This is a genomic window from Paenibacillus sp. NPDC058367 (assembly GCF_042723305.1).
Lineage (GTDB): Bacteria > Bacillota > Bacilli > Paenibacillales > Paenibacillaceae > Paenibacillus_AQ.
On sequence record NZ_JBHXIZ010000001.1, the window covers coordinates 90191 to 108622 of the forward strand.

The following is an 18432-nucleotide window of genomic DNA, read 5'->3' on the forward strand; positions in this document are numbered from 1 at the left end:
GACTTTATGTAGTCCTCTTTTGGATCTAGCTCCCCTTTCCAATAGCCCGCTCCTGTATGTATTCATCAGTTCAAACAAAATTCGTAAAAAACATCAGAGCAGCGATCATCCGTTATTGGAGAATCGTTGCTCTGATGTTATGAACCGGGGGTTGAATACTTTTGTCCGTTACCTTCATCCGCCTCCATACTGTTACACAGAGGGTTACATCAATATTCGATTTACTTTTTGGAGCACGACACCGAAATATCCCCTTTCAAGAAACAGGCGTAATCGTCGGCGGTTTCGGTGACCGTTCCCAAGCATGAGTTACCTGCAATGTTGCAGCATAGGTGATCAATGAAACGATTAGCGCTCCGGACAGTTCAATGATCTGCCCCAGGTCCATTCGTTGCAGAATACCATGAGCCGTCATCCCGCAAATTGTCATGATAATTCCTCCCGCACCCACCTTGAATACAATGCGAAAGTCAAAATAAAATCCGATCGTTCCTGCCACAGACATAAAATTCAGCAGCGTCAGCAGCAAAAGCCCCAGTCCGAACCCTATAGCAACCCCTTCGATGCCAATATTAGAACCGAGAACAAAGATCGCAATCACTTCAAAGATATTCGTAAGAATATGGTTCCACATGACGGTTGATGCTTTCCCCAAACCAAGCAGAATCGCTTGCAGTGGTGCTCCAAAATAATAAAGGAAAAATAAGGGGGCAATCAACCTTAGCAGCTCGCCCGCTTCTGGCGAATGATAGATCAAAGTAGTTAATGGTACAGCCCATAAGTACAGGATGATTGTACATGGAAGACCAACAATAAGCGCGGATCGCATAGCCATATCCATCCGACTATGCATAAGCTTGCTATTATTGCTCACACTTGCTTCGCTGATCGCCGGAATTAATGCAGTGGACAACGATTGTGTGAAGAAGCTGGGGAGAAACAACATGGGGAGAGCATATCCCGCTAAAAGTCCGAATTGCTTAGTCGCCATCTCAACCCCCACACCAAACAGGACTAGACTTTTCGTAATCAGCAATGGGAGAAACGCATGATAGAGAGAATGAATAAAACCGCTGCCTGTCATCGGTAAGCCGATGCGCAGCAGATCTCTCAACGTACTGTCTCCTTTGGGTGAAAAACTAGAATTAGGCGGTGAGGTGGGTTTGATCTTCCCTCGATTTGCCCATTTGAAGACAGCAAACAAATAGAGCAAACCAAAACCTTCGCCGATCACGGAAGCCGCCATAGCGCCCGCAGCTGCATAAGCAATCCCATAAGGCAGCAAAACGTTGACAACACCGATAATGACAATGATTTGCGCCAAATTCTCAATAATATCGGAAAAGGCCAGTGGGTTCATGTTCTGTTTTCCACGAAAATAACCTTTCAGTACAGCTGACATCGCAATAATTGGAATGATCGGCGTAATAGCGACCATAGCATAATACGCCCGCTGATCGGCTAAAAAAACCGACGCTATCCATTTGGAGCCAAATAGAGCCACTAAAGTTAGTATAATACTCAACGTACCCGTAATACTTAAAGATACTTTGAGAATTCGCTTTACTCGCGCTTCATCCTGCTTAACCTCAGCTTCTGAGACAAGCTTTGAAATCGCAACAGGAAGTCCCAGCTCTGTCAACGTAATAAACAAGGGAAGCAGTGGATGAGCAATCATAAGAAGCCCTACCCCCTCGGCTCCTAAGAAACGTGCCAACAATACGCCATTCAAAAATCCAAGCCCTTTTGTAAAAAATGATGACACGGTTAAAATGAACGTGCCACGAATAAAGCTTTGTTTACGCATCCCCATTTCTACGCATCTCCACCTATGGTTTGTCCTGGTCCTACTTTCTAACTTATTCGAACAAACACAAGTACATGCAGACAAGTATTTGTAAAGTATATAATCTGCAAAGAGCCCGACACACCATAGTTGGTGTACCGGGCAATTTCCTCATATTTTAGTATCCAATAAAGGACTCGAAATCACCCCTACATACTCATGTGGAGCAGTGGAAATGAAATATATGAACCCCCGCAACAATAAGTACAACAAAAAAAACCGCGAAAAATATCGCGGTTTTTAGAAATGGCTAATATTCTAACATTAACACATGACACCTAGTCGATTTTATTAAATTCAATCCAATCGATTTGCAAACCTGGTTTGATGAACTCCAATTTCATATCATAAAGACCTGCTTCGAGTTCAACTTTCACAAGCTTTTGTCTGATCCACTGACCTTCAGTACCATTTGTTTGAATGGTTGTCATCAATTGATCATTCACTGATACATTGCACGCACTTTGAGCCAGCTCAGGTTCCGTTGACATGATATGCACCAGGATACGGTATTGACCAGCCTGTTCCACTTTAAAGCTAGTCGATCCTTCTACGACAGGTTTAACCTGTGGATTCTGTGATAAGGATTGAGCTTGTTCTTCAGTAAGTGAAGGATTAGCTTTAAAGAACTCTACAGTTTCTACAATTTCCTGTTTTCTAGAGAATACAGGTGCATTCATGATAAACTCACAAATGTTTATGGCAGAACGTTGGAGCTCTCCACGGGTTAACGTGCCATTTTCCAACGACTCAATGGTGTTATCATTCCATCCGTTAATTTCTGAACCATAGTTAGGTACAACCATATAGAGGTCGTTTTGTGCACGAACCATCCAATTTGTAAATTTCCGATCTGCTGGTCCACCATTAACTACATCATTCATGATCGCCCACCAGTCAGTCATTACAATGCCTTTAAAGCCCCACTCTCCACGAAGAATCGTGGTGTTCAAATCATAATTCGAAGCCGCCCAGTGTCCATTAACTGGATTGTAGGAGGTCATTATAGAATTCGAACCGCCCTGCTTCACGGAGATTTCAAAACCTTTCAAATAAATCTCACGAAGTGCACGTTCAGACACCACGGCGTTTACTTTACTACGATGTTTCTCCTGATTGTTACAAGCGAAATGCTTCATCGTAGCGGTTGAGCCGCCTTTCAAGATACCGCGAGTACACGCAGCAGCAAACACCCCAGAGATCAAAGGATCTTCTGAAAAATACTCAAAGTTACGTCCATTAAGCGGACTGCGTCGGATATTAAGGCCAGGTCCAAGCAAGGAATCCACGTTATTTCTTAACAACTCTTGCCCTTCCATAACATAAAGCTCTTCTACCAAATCCGCATTCCAAGTAGCTGCAAGAAGCGTTCCGATAGCAACTTGAGTCGCCTTTGCTCCGCTGTCCATACGAATCCCTGAAGGACCATCAGCTGTACAAGCCACTGGAATTCCGAGATTAAATAAACTGTCACTTACGCCTCCAAATGCAGAAGCTGTGCCCGGTGTAACTAAAGGACTGCTCATCCCTTCACCACGTACAATTGCAGCCAAATCCTCATCACTGAGCTGTGCAATGAAGGCTTCCATGCTAACCTTCTGTTCATATACGTCTCTTAATTTATATCCTTTATTACCTGTTTGTGAGATCGTCTCTGGAAGATTAGTTTCAATTCGCTCAGCCAACGAAATTTTACGTTTAGGAACTTCAACATAAACAATCTCGTACGAACCGTCCGCCTTCTGAGCACCTGGCATCATTCTCGTAAAGCTTTCTGTAGGCGCGAGCGCTTCTTGCAATTGCTCCACAACTTGAAGAGCTTCAACGACATAGCCTTCATTACCCTCAACACCGACTGCCACCACTTGTTTAACACTAGTTCCCACATACAAGCGGTACGTTCCTTCTTCGAGAACATAGGCAGAAGCATGTCCTGTTACGCCTGCGTCATCATAAGAAGCCATAGAATGAGCTGAGAAACTCACGGTAAGGCGCTGTGCTTCACCCGGTTCAAGAACTTTCGTCTTACCGAATGACACCAGAGCTTTAGCTGGTTTACCAAGCTTACCTTGCGGAGCTTCATAATAGACCTGAACAACCTCTTTACCAGCAAAGGAAGTTCCTGTATTGGTAACGGTTACGCCGATTTCAATGAAAGACTCGCCTTCTTTGGTAATCAACTTGGCTTCTTCTGGCTCGATACTAAAAGTTGTATAAGATAAACCATAACCAAATTCAAATTGAACCTTATCTGGGCAAAATGTCTCGAAATAACGATATCCTACATAGATATCTTCCTGATACAAGTTCGTAAATTCATTGCCGTAATTCTGTGTTGATGGGTAATCATTGATGGAATAAGCGATTGTATCCGTCAGTTTACCACTTGGAGTTACCTCTCCAGACAGCACATCTGCAATCGCATTTCCGCCTTCCATACCACCCTGCCATGAATAAATCACAGTTGAAATTGGATATTTATAGCTTTCATCGTTCATCCAGTTCATATCAATAATGTTGGAGACATTCAGGACAACGATTGTTTGCTCAAAATATGTAGTTACCTGCTTCAGCATTGCCTGTTCATCATTTGTCAATTGGTAGCTGCCCGGTGCATCAGCATTATCCTGATCTTCCCCTGCCGTGCGTCCAATTACAAGAATGGCTTTATTCGATTTGTTTCTAGCTTCGGAAACCAATTCATTGCTCAAAGACATTTCCTTCTGATGCCAAGGTTCTGCAGCCCATGCGCCTCCACCATTATCAAATGGATTCTGTTCAATCCACTTTTCATAGACAGCAGCCAGCTCTTCGTTAACTGTAAAGTTCTTCTTAGTGCGAAGACCATCCAATAAATTGGTCGTATAAGTAACATGGACACTACCGCCGGAACCTGTACCACTGCGATAATAATTCACTTGGGATCTGCCAAAAATCGCAACATTATCGCCTTCGCCAAGCGGAAGTACCTGATTATCATTCTTCACCAGCACCGCACCTTCAGCGGCTACTGTCCGGCTAAATTCTGCAAAACCTTCTAATGGAATTCCCACATTCTGTGTGCTCAACTTATTTCCTCCTGTTGTTCAATTCTATAGGTTGTTTCTTGAAATCTTCATTCCTTTAATAACATGCTAACAATGCATCTATATCATTATAGTACATTGGAAAACTGGAATATATATAATAATTAACTTTATTAATATAATAATTTTAGTTTGGACCCTTCACTAATTTAATTACGAATAGTTTTGCTGTTGGATGTAAGACCGAAGGAAGAATATGATGTGGCACATATTCCAGGGGCTATATCTATTCCTATTGAAGAATTAGAAGAGAAGCTTGCTTCCTTACCCTCAAATTATGATGTAGTCGCTTATTGTAGAGGACCTTGCTGTTTAATGTCCGTGGAGGCAGTCGAATTAAAAACAAAAGCAAGAACATTAAGAAGTGTTGCTAGTAAGGCCGAAAATCTAATGTCGACGAAAGTTAGTGATTCTACAAGTATTAGCAATCAGGCTGAATGGTTATAAAGTTACCTCGTTTCTCCAGAAAAACAACGCCAATTATATCGGAAAACACTAATTATTGTCATCATTTCGCAAATTTTTGGAGGAGCAGGTCTTGCTGCTGCACTATTTACACTAGGATCTGCTGGGGCAGCATTATTTGTAGGACATCTATCTCAAAGATTCGGAAGGCGTAGTGGTCTTGCTACTGGCTTCTTAATAGGCGGATTAGGAGCAATCGGAGTCGTAATTTCTGCTTTAACTAATAATATTCTACTTTTAATGTTCTCATTGCTTATCTATGGAGCAGGCACAGCAACTAATTTGCAGACACGTTATGCGGGTACAGATCTGGCGGCCCCCACTCAACGAGCAACAGCGATTAGCATCGCGTTGGTTTCAACTACATTTGGTGCTGTTGCTGGGCCAAACTTAGTTAATGTAATGGGGAAGTTCGCTGAATCTATTGGTGTCCCGGCTCTTGCCGGACCGTTCATTCTAGCTGCTGCAGCATACATTGTCGCTGGTTTAATCCTTCTAGCTTTACTTAGATCAGATCCGCTCGTTGTTGCAAAAGCTCTTGTAGAGGCACTAAGCTCCACTCCAAGTCATCCTGATCATTCAACAGGAAATACAGCTTCTTTCAACAAAAAGGGCGTTATTATTGGAGCCACAGTAATCAGTAGATGTCTTGATCGCGTTGGCAGGAGCATCTGGTGGAGCTTTATCTGGTATGATTTTAGCAAATTCCAGTTACGCCATTTTATCACTTGGTGGAGGCTTCGTTGCATTATTGCTTATTCCAGTCGTTCTTTCGTCTCGAAATTTGAATAACAATAACAAAGGTTGACCTCAAGAAAGATATGAGATCAACCTTTGACTTTTAATAGTAATTTATTTTAAAAAATAGCGTACATTTCAATCCACAAGTGGGCTAATCGTCATTTGTATAATACTAATTTCACCATGACCGCCCGTGATTCTCAGCGTATTAATAGCACCCGGCAATACATTGACGGTAATATTCGTACGGCCACTAAATTGTTGAGCTCCACCAGTGGAGAGGGCATTAAGGAGCGAGTAATCCTTATCATTGACGTATAAATTCACTTTTGCCAGACGTTCACTCGTAGCATAATGAAGTTCAATGGAAGCTCTGCCTCCCTCTCCTCCCTCTATATTATTGAAAAGAACGTAGGAACCCTCTGTTTGTAAGTGGCACAGCACCTGTTGACCTGATTCTAGCGTCTGTATTTCTGCTCCTCCAAAAACCATACAATCCGCAGCCGGATATGTCTTAAGATAAGGATTGACTTCCGGTGTAGTTCCAATCGATGAGACGCCCTCTTTTGTCTGAATAACCGGCTTGATCGTACCGTCTTCGTTGAACTCTAGGTAATCGATACATACGCTTCGCAGATTGCCTTCTCCAGAAATGGCCTGATTATGATAGAACAAATACCATTGGTCTTTGAACTCCACCACAGAACCATGAGTTGTTGAACAGCCTGTCGGCTCTAGAAAGATCCCTCTGTACATCCACGGACCAAGCGGATTCTCACTGGTGGCGTATCTCATTCGATTATTGTCTTCTAAGTTATCCGCATAGGTAAGGTAGTAAAGACCGTTTCTTTTGAATACCCAGGCTGCTTCATGAAAATCTTCTAGTCCCTCCATTTCAGTCATCCCGTTCTTCAGAGACAACATATCTTCATTCAGTTCCCCGCCAAGACATGTACTCCCTCCGCCGTAATACATATAAGCGCGATCATCTTCGTCCACTAACACACATGGATCGATCAAAGCGAACCCGCCAAGCCCTGGAATATATCCCTGATCGGTAAAATCACTTGCTGGCTTCTTGCTTGTCGCTACCCCAATTTTCCACGAATCATTCCAATTCGAGTCACTCGGATGAGGATAATAGAAATAGTAGGTTCCATTCTTGTACGCACAGTCTGGAGCCCACATGAAACCGCCTTCAGGTCTGCCCCAAGCGACATCGTCCGAACTAAGAATTTCACCTTCATCCACCCAATTCACCATATCTTGAGAGGAAAATACGTGGTATCTGTCCATAAGATCACAGCCTCTGGCTGGATCCATATCATGGGAAGCGTAAATATAAATCTTACCATCACTCCAGACATGAGCTGATGGGTCAGCCGTATAGATGGATGTAATTACAGGATTCAAAGATGTTCTCTTTTTTGATTCGACAATTATATCTTGATTGTTGTTAGACATGATAAGACCTCCTGAAGTATGCTTTTTTGATAGGTTGCTATTCTACTTCTGTTTTGACCATGAGTATTTAGGTTGCCAAGACAGGAGCTTTTTCGCCAGAGCATTACTGACAATAGCCTCTCTATCTTGGAATGTCTTACGCAAGTCTCCTACTTCAGAGTAAAAGCTCTTCAGCAGTTCTTCTGTTGTTCGGTCACTTAATGTATCATCTCCAGTGATGTTCAGGTGGATGGCTCCATTAAGTTCAGCATGAAGAGCGGCAATACAAGCCGTCACTGCATCCCGAATATCAATATAACTCCATAAAATAGGTTTGAAGGTCTCTGGTTTTGCAATCGCAAGATGTCGATAATCTCCAGGACCAGTAATCATAGAGAAACGTAGGGATGTCACCTGCATACCGTTTCTCCGGTGAAACATTTCAGCAGTCAGCTCGTTGACGACTTTGGAGAGTCCATAACATTCTTGCGGGAGCTGTGGATGGTCTTCGTCTACCGGAAAATAATGCGGTGAAAAGGGTTGTGGAGCCCAAGCAAATCCGTAGGAAGACTCACTTGAGCCCATTATCACTTTACAAATACCCAAGAGAGAAGCCGCTTCTAGTACATGATAACCAGCCACTGTATTGTTCGCATAAATATAAGAATGTGGATAATGAATCGGAGCAGGTATTGCAGCTAAATGTATGATAGCATCTACGCCTTCAAGCGATCCCACCACTTGCCCGAAATCATTCAGATCGACTTTAATCTGCTTGCAATGAATTCGATCAGACAGATGATTATCTAACGACACAACATCATATTTCTGCTCTTGGAGCATCCCGATTACTTGAGAGCCAAGTTTGCCCCCACCACCAGTAACGGCAATAGTGTTCATTTCAATCTACCTCCTTGATCTGCGGTTATTTTAGTACTGTAATCTAAGGGCATACCAATGTTCCGTCTGCTTTACGGTCCAGAGGATAAGGCCGGTGATATTGACTAGAACTCCATTGTTCTCTGAGAAGAGATTTAGCCTGCACTTCATCGATATCAATACCTAATCCCGGTTTGTCAGAGGGGTACAGGTACCCACCTTGTCTGACAATATGTCCTGGAAAAGCTTCTAATTCTTCCTGCTTGAAATGATTAATTTCCTGGATGCCGAAGTTCCAGAGTGCCATATCCAGATGAACTGCAGCTGCCTGGTTCACTGGATCATTTTCTCCTCCTTCTTGCCAAGCCGTGCGGACACCGTAGATTTCACCCAATGCGGCTATTTTACGACAGGCACTGATGCCCCCTGCCTTGGAAACTCGTACCCTAATAAAATCAATCAGTTTCTCCTGCATAAGCCCTGTCCATTCCTGCGGGTTCACAAATAACTCACCTACAGCCTGCGGTGTTGCGCTCTGTTGCCGAAGCTGGCGGTACCAACCAATCTGCTCTGGTGCTATTGCATCCTCTAAGTAGAAAAGACTGTAAGGCTCTAAGCGTTTTGAGAGTTGAATCGCATGTATAGGTGAGAGGTGCTCATGAACATCATGAGTGAACTGAACGCCGGATCCAAATTCCACACGAAGCTTCTCGAACATGTCAGGAATGGCATTCAGATAAGCATGCTCGTCAAATACAGGACCACTGCTCCAAGGATAGACAGGAAGCTTCGCTTCCTTCCCGCTGACAAACCCACCGCCGCCGTATCCTCCCATCTGGACACGAATCACTGTGTAACCTTCCTCTATGAATTTATAGACATCTTCCTTGAGCTCTGTGATATCAGCGCCACCAGCATGGCCATAACAAGGGACCGCCGAACGGCAGGCACCTCCCAGAAGCTGATAGACTGGCAGGTTCGCTTCTTTACCTTTGATATCCCACAAGGCCATATCAATACCACCGATAGCCGTATTAAGAATCGCACCGTTTCTCCAATAACCACTCATATGCATAAGATGCCAGAGGTCTTCAATATTTGCCGGATCACGACCCTTTAGAAGTGGTGCAAGCAGTTGCTCAACGACTTGAACTACAGCCTCAGGATTATACAAATCTGATGCGGAACCAATCCCATACAATCCATCCTGATCCGTCGTTACTTTCACAATTGTCCAGCTTCCATCATGTCTGGTGCGGATGCATTCTACTCCTGTTATTTTTGCCATGATTTCACCATCCCCTTTTGTGTCGCTTTTATTTTAATGCAATCATCGACACATCCAAACGGGACGTTATTAAACTTTCCACCGCATTTCTATCCTCTTCCTGTTGATGGGATAGAATGGAACAAAAAACGTCCCAGACTGTCGTAAAACGACAACTTGGGACGCCTTTTTATTAATCAAAAACCCTTATGATAATCACTTCAAATTATAAATCCGATACAGTAGGCCTGTGGTCTCCGCACGTTTCAGCATGCCTTCTGAATTCAGATTGACGTCACTTCCATGCAGTAACTCCGCAGCTTATTTTTTGGCAGCAAGATAAGCGTCTATTTGTTTCTGAGTTTCAGTAATAATTTTATCAAGTCCGTTTTTCTTTTGAGTCTCCACATAATCGGCTACAGCTTTGTTAACATCTTTCACCATACCGTATTCAATCGGTCTGCTGATCTCATCGGTGGCTTGATCGCGTTTAGCTAATTCATTCTTCATAGCATCTTCAGCAATAAACAGACCGTCAATCGGGGAATTCACATTGTACGGCTGATTAGCAAAATCGGCTTCTTTCACCCAGAAATCTTTAGCATAAGTTGTTGTTGGACGCATGTATTGAGGTTTCCAGAACGCCCATTGTCCACCCCACTCCATATAATTACTTGTAGAAGACTGCATGCCTTCCGGATAATCCGCAGCTTCACCATTCAGGACATAGGTTTTGCCTTCGATACCGTATTGCAACAAATCATATAGCGTTTGGTCAGTCTCCACCATATCAAGGAAACGAAGTACCCGATCTGGATTCTTGGAGTTTACATTGATGGCTACAACATTAGCAAGTGCTGTACGGTTGACATACTTTTTGTCTGGATACATGAGCGACATCCCTTGTTTATAGGAAGCATCAGAGAAGCCTGGATCAGCATAAGCCCATTCATGTGATGTTACAGTAAAGAGCAATTTACCGTTTCTCCACTGATCTTCTGCTCCTTCTTTATCAATCATGGCATCTCTGTTGATCAGTTTGTCGTCATACCATTTCTTTGCCAAAAGAGAAGCTTCGAGGAAGAAAGGCTGTTGTTCAACAGATTGAATAGTAATTTTCGGATCACTCAGATAGAAGCCTAAACCATGGAAGTTGAGATCTACCCATTCATCGCGGATATAATACAAAGATAGTGGTGTAGTACGGGAAAGCTTCTCGTTCGGATAAGCTTTTTTCAGCTCACGAAGCAGATTGTCGACATCTTCAATCGTTTGAATAGAATCCGGAGCGATGTTAATGCCTGCTTTTTCAGCCAGATCTGAACGCCATCCTGCAAATTTACGTTCATTCATTTTCATTGTCCATGGAAGCCCTACGATTTGTCCGTTAACCGTTGCAGCTCCTAACGTTCCTTGTTCTACATATTTCTTCTCAAGATTAGGCGCATATTTCGGGAGCAGATCATTTAAGGCCATGTAGGAACCTTTTGCAGCCATTTGTTTATAGGAGAGCCAATCTCCATCAAAGTTCATATCCCAGTTATCCCCGGACGCGGCCATCACGAGCATTTTTTCCTTGAAGTCGCCAAATGGTATGAAATTTACGGAGAACTTAACGTTTAGGCCTTTGGATTTTACGTAATCACTAATTTTGGACCAAACCTCGTCCGTGGCCGCCTTTTTGTCCCCACCAAAATAGAATTTGAGTGTAACTTCATCTTCACCTTTCGCAGGCTCTGTACTAGAACCGGTGTTGCCCTTGTTTTGATTCGTTTCATTGGACGAAGTATTTCCGCCACTCGAGCTACATGCGGACATAATCAGTCCTAGCATTAGCATTGCTATCAGGACGATCTGAAATCTACCCATGCGTTTGCGCATCCTAATCTCCCCTTTTGCCTTTAATTTATACTATACGACTTAAGTCGACATAGTTAACCTTTAACTGCTCCAACCATAAGACCTTTAACGAAATAACGTTGCAGGAATGGATACAAGAAAATAATAGGTCCAATGGTTATAACTGTTAGCGCCATTTTGATAGACTCGGAAGGAATCTGAGCTGAAATCCGCTGCATCGCTGCCGCATTTCCAGAGTTCTTCAAGAAATCGACATTAGAGATCAATGTACGCAGAAGGAGTTGCAGTGGTTGAAGCTCTTGCTTATCGACGAACATTAACCCGAGGAACCAGTCGTTCCAATACCCGAGTGCTACGAACAAGCCAACAGTCGCTAGAACTGGTAGAGCCAGTGGCATGATCAGCCTAGAATAGATTCTGAATTCACCTGCACCGTCCATTTTGGCCGATTCATGCAGATCCTCTGGAATAGAGAGCATAAAGTTTCGAATTAGAAACATATTGAAGGCATTCCCCAGCGATGGAAGAATAAGCGCCCAAATCGTATCTTTCAAATGCAGGTATCTAACGATAACGATATACCAGGGAACCAATCCCCCACTGAAGAGCATGGTGATGATGACAAAGATAGAAAGAATATTCCTATATTTAAAAGAACGTCTTGCCATTACATAAGCGCCCATGCTCGTTAAGAAGAGCGACAAAATAGTTCCGACAACAGTGACGAATGTGCTGACTCCGTACGCTTCAAAGATTCGATTAGAGCCAAGAAGCAAAATACGATAGGAATCAAACGTTATCGTCTTCGGCCAAATAGAATAGCCGTACTGCATAATATCTTTTTCCGTACTAAGCGAGCCTGAGATCACCATGAGGAACGGGAACAGGCAGGCCAGACTGAATAGGCCGATAACCAGAGCGATTAGAAACTGGCTGAAAGAGAATTTTCTTGCTGACATCGTGTGGGATGACCTCCTTAAAGTTAGATGAGCTTGGCTTTAGAATATCGCTGAGTCTTTGTCGATTTTGCGTGCCGCATAATTACTCCCAAGGACTAAGAAGAAGGCAACAAAGGACTGTAGAAAGCCCGCAGCGGAAGCCATCCCAATATCACCAGATTTACGCAGGCTTCGATAGACAAAGGTGTCAATAACATCTGTGGTCGGAAAGAGTAGCGAAGCGTCACCTACCATGGCGTAGAACATCCCAAAATCAGCATTCATAATTCTACCTACTGCTAGTAGCGTCAGGATGATAATCGTTGGCCGCAGCATAGGAATACTGATGTACCTGATCTGCTGCCATCTAGATGCTCCATCAATGGAAGCAGCTTCATAATAAGAACTGTCAATAGAGGTTAACGCGGCCAAATAGATAATTGTGCCATAGCCAGTGATTTTCCAGCGGGCAGCAATGGTTAAGATTGCCGGCCACAGCTCGGCCCTACTATAGAAGTCAATCGGTTGAAGATTTAGGTACTCCAGGAAGCGATTTATCGCTCCGTTCTCATAGTTCATCAGATTATAAGCGAATACACCTACAACAATCCATGAGATAAAGAACGGTAAAAAGGTCAAGGATTGCGTAATTCGTTTGAAATACTTATTGCGCATTTCATTCAATAGGAGAGCAAACCCAACTTCAAAAACGAGCCCTATTGCTATAAAGAGAGCATTTAATAGGATCGTGTTGCGGATGGCCCGGAATGCCACCGGAGAAGAGAATACATAGTCAAAGTTGCTGAACAGCGGGTCCATCCAATCACTTCCAAAAATCCCTTTGGAGAAATCAAAATTCTTGAAGGCGATTACAAGACCAGCCAGCGGTAGATAGTTAAAGAGCAAGAACAGTACCCCGACGGGTAAGAACATGAGCAGCAAGGTGCGATTTTTGTACAGTTCCTTGAACACTCCGTTTAGTTTCATATCGATTTCCCTTTCGCTGTTTGGATAAATTAATTGTAAAAGAGTGGATGTGCACTTACTATGAGTCAATCTTGCACTTTGTTGATTCATTTTTATCCTGATCACGAGATATCCAATTTCCTGTGTAAAAATAAAAGTAGCGATTCTCTTAGATGCGAGAATCGCTACTTTATAAGACTTTTAACGATTTGATTGAGTCAGGCCATTAATGGGCCTCACCTGTTTTGGACAATTCTTCGTCTACCTTCATAGGGTGTCGCAATAAAATACGGGTCCCTCCTTGTGCTCCGATCTGAATCTGTAGCTTATAGTCAGACCCAAAATACAGCTTCAGACGGTCGTTCACATTGCGCAAGCCCACACCTCTCCGAGTAGTTGTATACATTTCCTCCTCAGGATCTTCATAATCCAGCTCGTCAATGATACTTTGTGGAATGCCTTTTCCATTATCCGCAATCTCGATGATCATATCTTCCTTTTCACGTCTCGCAGACACAATGATCTTCCCCTTCTCGAAGTCAGTCCGTACACTATGTTGGATTGCATTTTCTACTAGAGGTTGTAGCAGCAGGCGAAGGAATGGAAAATCCAGCAAATCTTCATCTATGGAATATAAAATCCGGATTGTTTTGCCCATTCGGGCCTGTTCGATCAGCACATAAGCTTTAACTTGCTCAATCTCACGCCGCAGCGTGGTGATCTCCTTCCCTTGATTCAGACTGAGCCGAAGTAGATTTCCCAGTGCAGATACCATTTCACTAATGTCGCTGCGGCCATGGTTTTCTGCCTTCCACCGAATAGATTCAAGCGTATTATAGAGAAAATGTGGGTTGATCTGGTGGCTGAGCACCTGAAACTCCAGAGCCTTCTTCTTCCGCTCGGAACGCCAAGCTTCCTGGATCAAAACGTCAATCCGCTGGACAAGACTTCCGACGCCTCGATACAACCAGCCTACTTCATCTGTTCTTGGCGAAGTTAACGCTTCTGTCTGGAAATTGCCCTCCTCCATTCTCCGCATAAGCCTTACCAGACGTGCGATAGGCTGGGTGAAATACACCGTAATGTAAAAAACAACGGCAAAGCAGCAGACGAGATAAATAAACAGAAAGATGATTAGCAGACGTGTCATTTCATCACTTGTTCCAGTCAGTTCCTTCAATAACGTCAGACTGACAATCGCCCAAGGCTCACTGTCTAAGCTGACATAAGTAGTAAGATATTTGTGTCCATCAATCTTGATCGTTTGTGAACCCGCCGGATTTTTTTGAAGATGGGTAATGAACGAATTCGAAGGAAATCGTGTACCAGCCCATTCATTAGATGATGAGTCATAATAAATAGTACCGTCACGATTCATGAGTAGCAGCTTCTGATTCTTCAATTGCTCAGTGGGTGAGAAGTAACGCTTCAAATGATCCTCTGAAACTTCTGTAACGACCATACCTCGGGGCTTACGGTCATAGAGTCCTGAGAAACGCTTAATATATCCTAGCAGAGGGCGTCCATATTTGCCTTGCTGTGGCATAAATAACTCCCACATTGGACCTACAGTCCCTTGTGACCGCGTAAACCATTCCTCTGAAGTTATATTCACCGCTTCTCCCAATGTATTCATATAAGAAGGATACAGCGAAGGATTTATTGGATATACTCGCACTCGGAAAGCATCGATTTGTGGAGTGGCCTGATAGAGCACTGTAAGTAGATTTACAGTAAAATCCTCTTCTTCAACAGGATTGGCGGGCGGATCAATCAGTAGATCTTGCACACGTTTATTGCCGATAAGAGTGTTGACCTGATCATTAAGTGTATTAAGATAAATCTCAAAATTTTTAGCTGCTTGCTGAAGGTAGCTCAGTGAGATCTTAGTGTTCGTATTCGTGATGCCTTCAATAGACTTAATATGCGCAAAGTAAGCAAAGATGAGAAAAGGCACAATAATAATCATAAAAAATACCAATATGATACGGTTCCTTAACGATGCGCCCAGACGCAGAGTGAAACGATTCATAACAATCCCCCCAATCCTTACATGTCGACAATAATCCCCGCAATAATTTGCGATCCACTCATTGTGGCAAAAAATGCATTTTATATAATTAGGCTGTAGCATTCATCATCTTATGGAAAAGAGGAATCGTATTGACTGGAGCTAGTAAAACCGTTGTACATGTCATCTCTCATACTCACTGGGATAGAGAATGGTATATGCCCTATGAAGCCCATCACGTTAAGCTTATCGAAACTATAAATTCTTTGATTGAGACGTTTGAATCCGACCCGGATTTTAAGAGCTTTTATCTAGATGGACAAACCATAGTAGTGGAAGATTATTTGCAGGTTTATCCTGAGAAGCGTGAAATCATCCAGAGATTATGCGATGCTGGCAAGCTCTCTCTTGGGCCGTGGTATATTCTTCAAGACGAATTTCTGACAAGCGGTGAAGCTAATGTTCGCAATCTGCAAATCGGACATCGTGATGCAAGGACATTCGGTCCCATCTCTAAGATCGGCTATTTCCCGGATTCTTTTGGCAATATGGGCCAAGCTGCACAGATTCTTCAGCAAGCTGGAATCGATACAGCCATTTTCGGCAGGGGTGTGAAAGCTACTGGGTTCAACAATCGCGTGGTAGATGCCTCTGATCAGGAATCTCCTTACTCTGAGCTGATCTGGCAATCTCCTGACGGCTCCAAAGTGCTCGGTATTCTCTTTGCGAATTGGTACAACAATGGCATGGAAATTCCTGTTGATCCTGATACTGCTAAAAGCTACTGGGTCCATCGCCTTGCACGTACCAGACAATATGCTTCCACCCGACATTTACTGCTTATGAATGGATGTGATCACCAGCCCATCCAAACCGATCTTTCTGAAGCTTTACGTGTTGCGCGTGAATTATATCCAGACTGTGATTTCATTCATTCTAACTATGATGATTATGTAAAAGCCGTTAAAAATGAGCTTCCCGATGACCTAACCCTTACTACAGGGGAGCTGCGCGGGCAACATACAGACGGCTGGTACTCACTAGTAAATACTGCTTCAGCGAGGGTATACATCAAGCAGCTCAATCAACAGAACCAGACTCTTCTAGAAAAAATAGCTGAACCGCTAGCCGCTATTGCACATGGATTAGGCAAAGCTTATCCGCACGGTCTAATGCAATATGCCTGGAAGACGCTTATGCAGAACCATCCGCATGACAGTATTTGCGGTTGCAGTGTAGATGAAGTCTACCATGAGATGAAGACTCGGTTTGCAAAAAGCATGGAGGTCGGATCAGCCCTCATAACTGACAGCGCCAGATTCATTAGTGCTAAGGTCGATACCTCTATCTTCGCACAATTTGGAAAAGACGCTACTGCGTTCGTAGTTTATAATACTAGCGGCTATTCTAGCAGCAGCGTTGTGACCTGTGAAATTGAGTGGTCTCATCGTTTCTTCATTCAAAGTGAAGACCCAAGTGCCGTGTTCAAGCAAGTCTCTGACAGAACGCATGGCGAGGGCTACCTGGTCAATTCCCAAGGTGATCGATTAGACTGCACTGTTGAAGATCTGGGGGTACGCTTCGGTTACGAGCTGCCAAACGATAGATTTAGACAGCCATATATGGCGCATGCATTACGGCTAACCTTTGAGGCAAAATCGCTTCCTGCCCTAGGACTGGCAACTTTTGCTTGGATTCCCGCAATGGACACAGCGATATCGAAATCTTCAAGTGACACACTGATTACCGATGACTTCACTATGGAGAATGAATTTATTCGAGTCATAGTGGCACAAGACGGCAGCTTTTCTATGTTCGACAAAAGCAGCGATGAGCTGTACAGCGGTCTTGGTGTATACGAGGATGTCGGTGACATAGGTAATGAATACATTTTCAAACAACCCGAAGGTGATGTAGCCATAACTACACGCGGTATCCCTGCTGAGATTCACCTAACGGAGAATACCCCTTACAGAGCTGCTTTTGAAATCAGACACACCTTAGAAGTTCCAGCCTCAGCAGATGAACAGTTACAGCAGGAAGTAGAAACCATGGTTGAGTTCCGTAAGCGAAAGTCGGTCCGGTCACAGCAGCTTGTCCCTCTAAATATTGTGACTCGAATCAGTCTGGAGCGTGAAAGCCATGCATTGCAAGTTAATACTCGAATCGACAACACCGCCAAGGATCACCGTCTACGTGTTCTGCTGCCAACTGGCATTAAGACGGCGCTTCATTACGCAGATTCCGTCTTTGAAGTCGCTGAGCGCGAAACCATACCTGCACCGGAATGGGAGAACCCAAGCAACTGTCAGCATATGCAGGCGTTCGTGGATGTACATGCCGATGGTCGCGGCTTGACCGCAGCCGGTAAAGGTCTTAATGAGTACGAGGTGTTGCAGGATGATGAAGGTACAATCGCCCTAACACTCCTTCGTTCCATAGGAGAACTTGGCGACTGGGGCGTCTTTCATACCCCTGATGCTCAGTGCCTTGGCGTTAATGTAGCAGAGTGGAGCCTTATCCCACATGGCGGATGTGACAACCGCTTCGCGGCCTACCGTGAAGCCTATCGTTATGCTGTTCCTGTCACCACTGCTCAGACCGGTATTCATGAAGGAACACTTCCTCCTGTGCACAGTTTTCTGGCATGGGATGGTAAAGAAATGGCTTTTTCCAGTTTAAAAATCAATGAAGATAATGGAGATTTAATGGCACGCTGGTACAATCTTGCTTACACGCCTTCTAATCTGAGTATTAATACCAGCGAAAACTCCCTGCTATACCACAGTAATATCATGGAAGAAATGACCTCCGAGGTTCAGACACAGCCGATTCCTGTATGTAAGGCTGGGATTGTAACTATAGGAATCACGCCACTATAAATACTTGCATAGATCCAGGGTGCCAGGTTCTTCCGAACCTGAGCAACC

Annotated in this window: 10 protein-coding genes and 2 pseudogenes; 3 read left to right on the plus strand and 9 right to left on the minus strand. The window is 43.7% G+C overall.

The features are described from left to right. Window positions 1–256: 256 nt before the first annotated feature. Complete coding sequence (gene spoVB / locus ACFWMP_RS00290) at window positions 257–1813, minus strand: stage V sporulation protein B (RefSeq protein ID WP_379421635.1); 1557 nt, start codon at window positions 1811–1813, stop codon at window positions 257–259. Between the two features lie 311 nt (window positions 1814–2124). Continuing rightward, the gene (locus ACFWMP_RS00295; RefSeq protein ID WP_379421636.1) at window positions 2125–4914 is read right to left on the minus strand and encodes a glycoside hydrolase family 3 C-terminal domain-containing protein; all 2790 of its coding nucleotides are present in this window, start codon (window positions 4912–4914) and stop codon (window positions 2125–2127) included. Window positions 4915–5094: 180 nt separating this feature from the next. On the opposite strand from ACFWMP_RS00295, the pseudogene ACFWMP_RS00300 reads away from it, so the two are divergent. Together ACFWMP_RS00300 and ACFWMP_RS00305 are read left to right on the plus strand one after the other, a co-directional pair. Beyond that, window positions 5095–5379 (plus strand): annotated as a pseudogene (locus ACFWMP_RS00300) (rhodanese-like domain-containing protein); the annotation flags it as partial. Window positions 5380–5382: 3 nt separating this feature from the next. After that, window positions 5383–6205 (plus strand): annotated as a pseudogene (locus ACFWMP_RS00305) (MFS transporter); the annotation flags it as partial. 68 nt (window positions 6206–6273) lie between these two features. Here the strand turns inward: ACFWMP_RS00305 and ACFWMP_RS00310 are convergent. The 7 genes from ACFWMP_RS00310 to ACFWMP_RS00340 all read right to left on the minus strand — a co-directional run bounded on the left by ACFWMP_RS00310 (window position 6274) and on the right by ACFWMP_RS00340 (window position 15523). After that, window positions 6274–7602 carry a family 43 glycosylhydrolase gene (locus ACFWMP_RS00310; RefSeq protein WP_379421637.1) on the minus strand — a complete coding sequence of 443 codons (1329 nt, stop codon included), beginning with the start codon at window positions 7600–7602 and terminating at the stop codon, window positions 6274–6276. A gap of 42 nt (window positions 7603–7644) precedes the next feature. Continuing rightward, window positions 7645–8481: an NAD-dependent epimerase/dehydratase family protein gene (locus ACFWMP_RS00315; protein WP_379421638.1), complete on the minus strand. Its 837-nt coding sequence runs from the start codon at window positions 8479–8481 to the stop codon at window positions 7645–7647. 43 nt (window positions 8482–8524) lie between these two features. Further along, complete coding sequence (locus ACFWMP_RS00320) at window positions 8525–9748, minus strand: enolase C-terminal domain-like protein (RefSeq protein ID WP_379421639.1); 1224 nt, start codon at window positions 9746–9748, stop codon at window positions 8525–8527. Between the two features lie 300 nt (window positions 9749–10048). Next, complete coding sequence (locus ACFWMP_RS00325) at window positions 10049–11608, minus strand: extracellular solute-binding protein (protein ID WP_076299033.1); 1560 nt, start codon at window positions 11606–11608, stop codon at window positions 10049–10051. Window positions 11609–11661: 53 nt separating this feature from the next. Continuing rightward, window positions 11662–12546 (minus strand): carbohydrate ABC transporter permease, encoded by an 885-nt coding sequence (locus ACFWMP_RS00330; protein ID WP_042188123.1) that lies wholly within the window; start codon window positions 12544–12546, stop codon window positions 11662–11664. Window positions 12547–12585: 39 nt separating this feature from the next. Beyond that, entirely contained in the window at window positions 12586–13512 is a 927-nt protein-coding gene (locus ACFWMP_RS00335; RefSeq protein WP_042188121.1) for an ABC transporter permease, read from the minus strand. A gap of 205 nt (window positions 13513–13717) precedes the next feature. Beyond that, window positions 13718–15523, minus strand: coding sequence for a cache domain-containing sensor histidine kinase (locus ACFWMP_RS00340; protein ID WP_042188119.1), 1806 nt, complete (start codon window positions 15521–15523; stop codon window positions 13718–13720). A 131-nt stretch (window positions 15524–15654) separates the two neighbouring features. On the opposite strand from ACFWMP_RS00340, the gene ACFWMP_RS00345 reads away from it, so the two are divergent. Next, window positions 15655–18384, plus strand: coding sequence for an alpha-mannosidase (locus ACFWMP_RS00345; protein WP_231573450.1), 2730 nt, complete (start codon window positions 15655–15657; stop codon window positions 18382–18384). The last annotated feature ends 48 nt before the right edge of the window (window positions 18385–18432 follow it).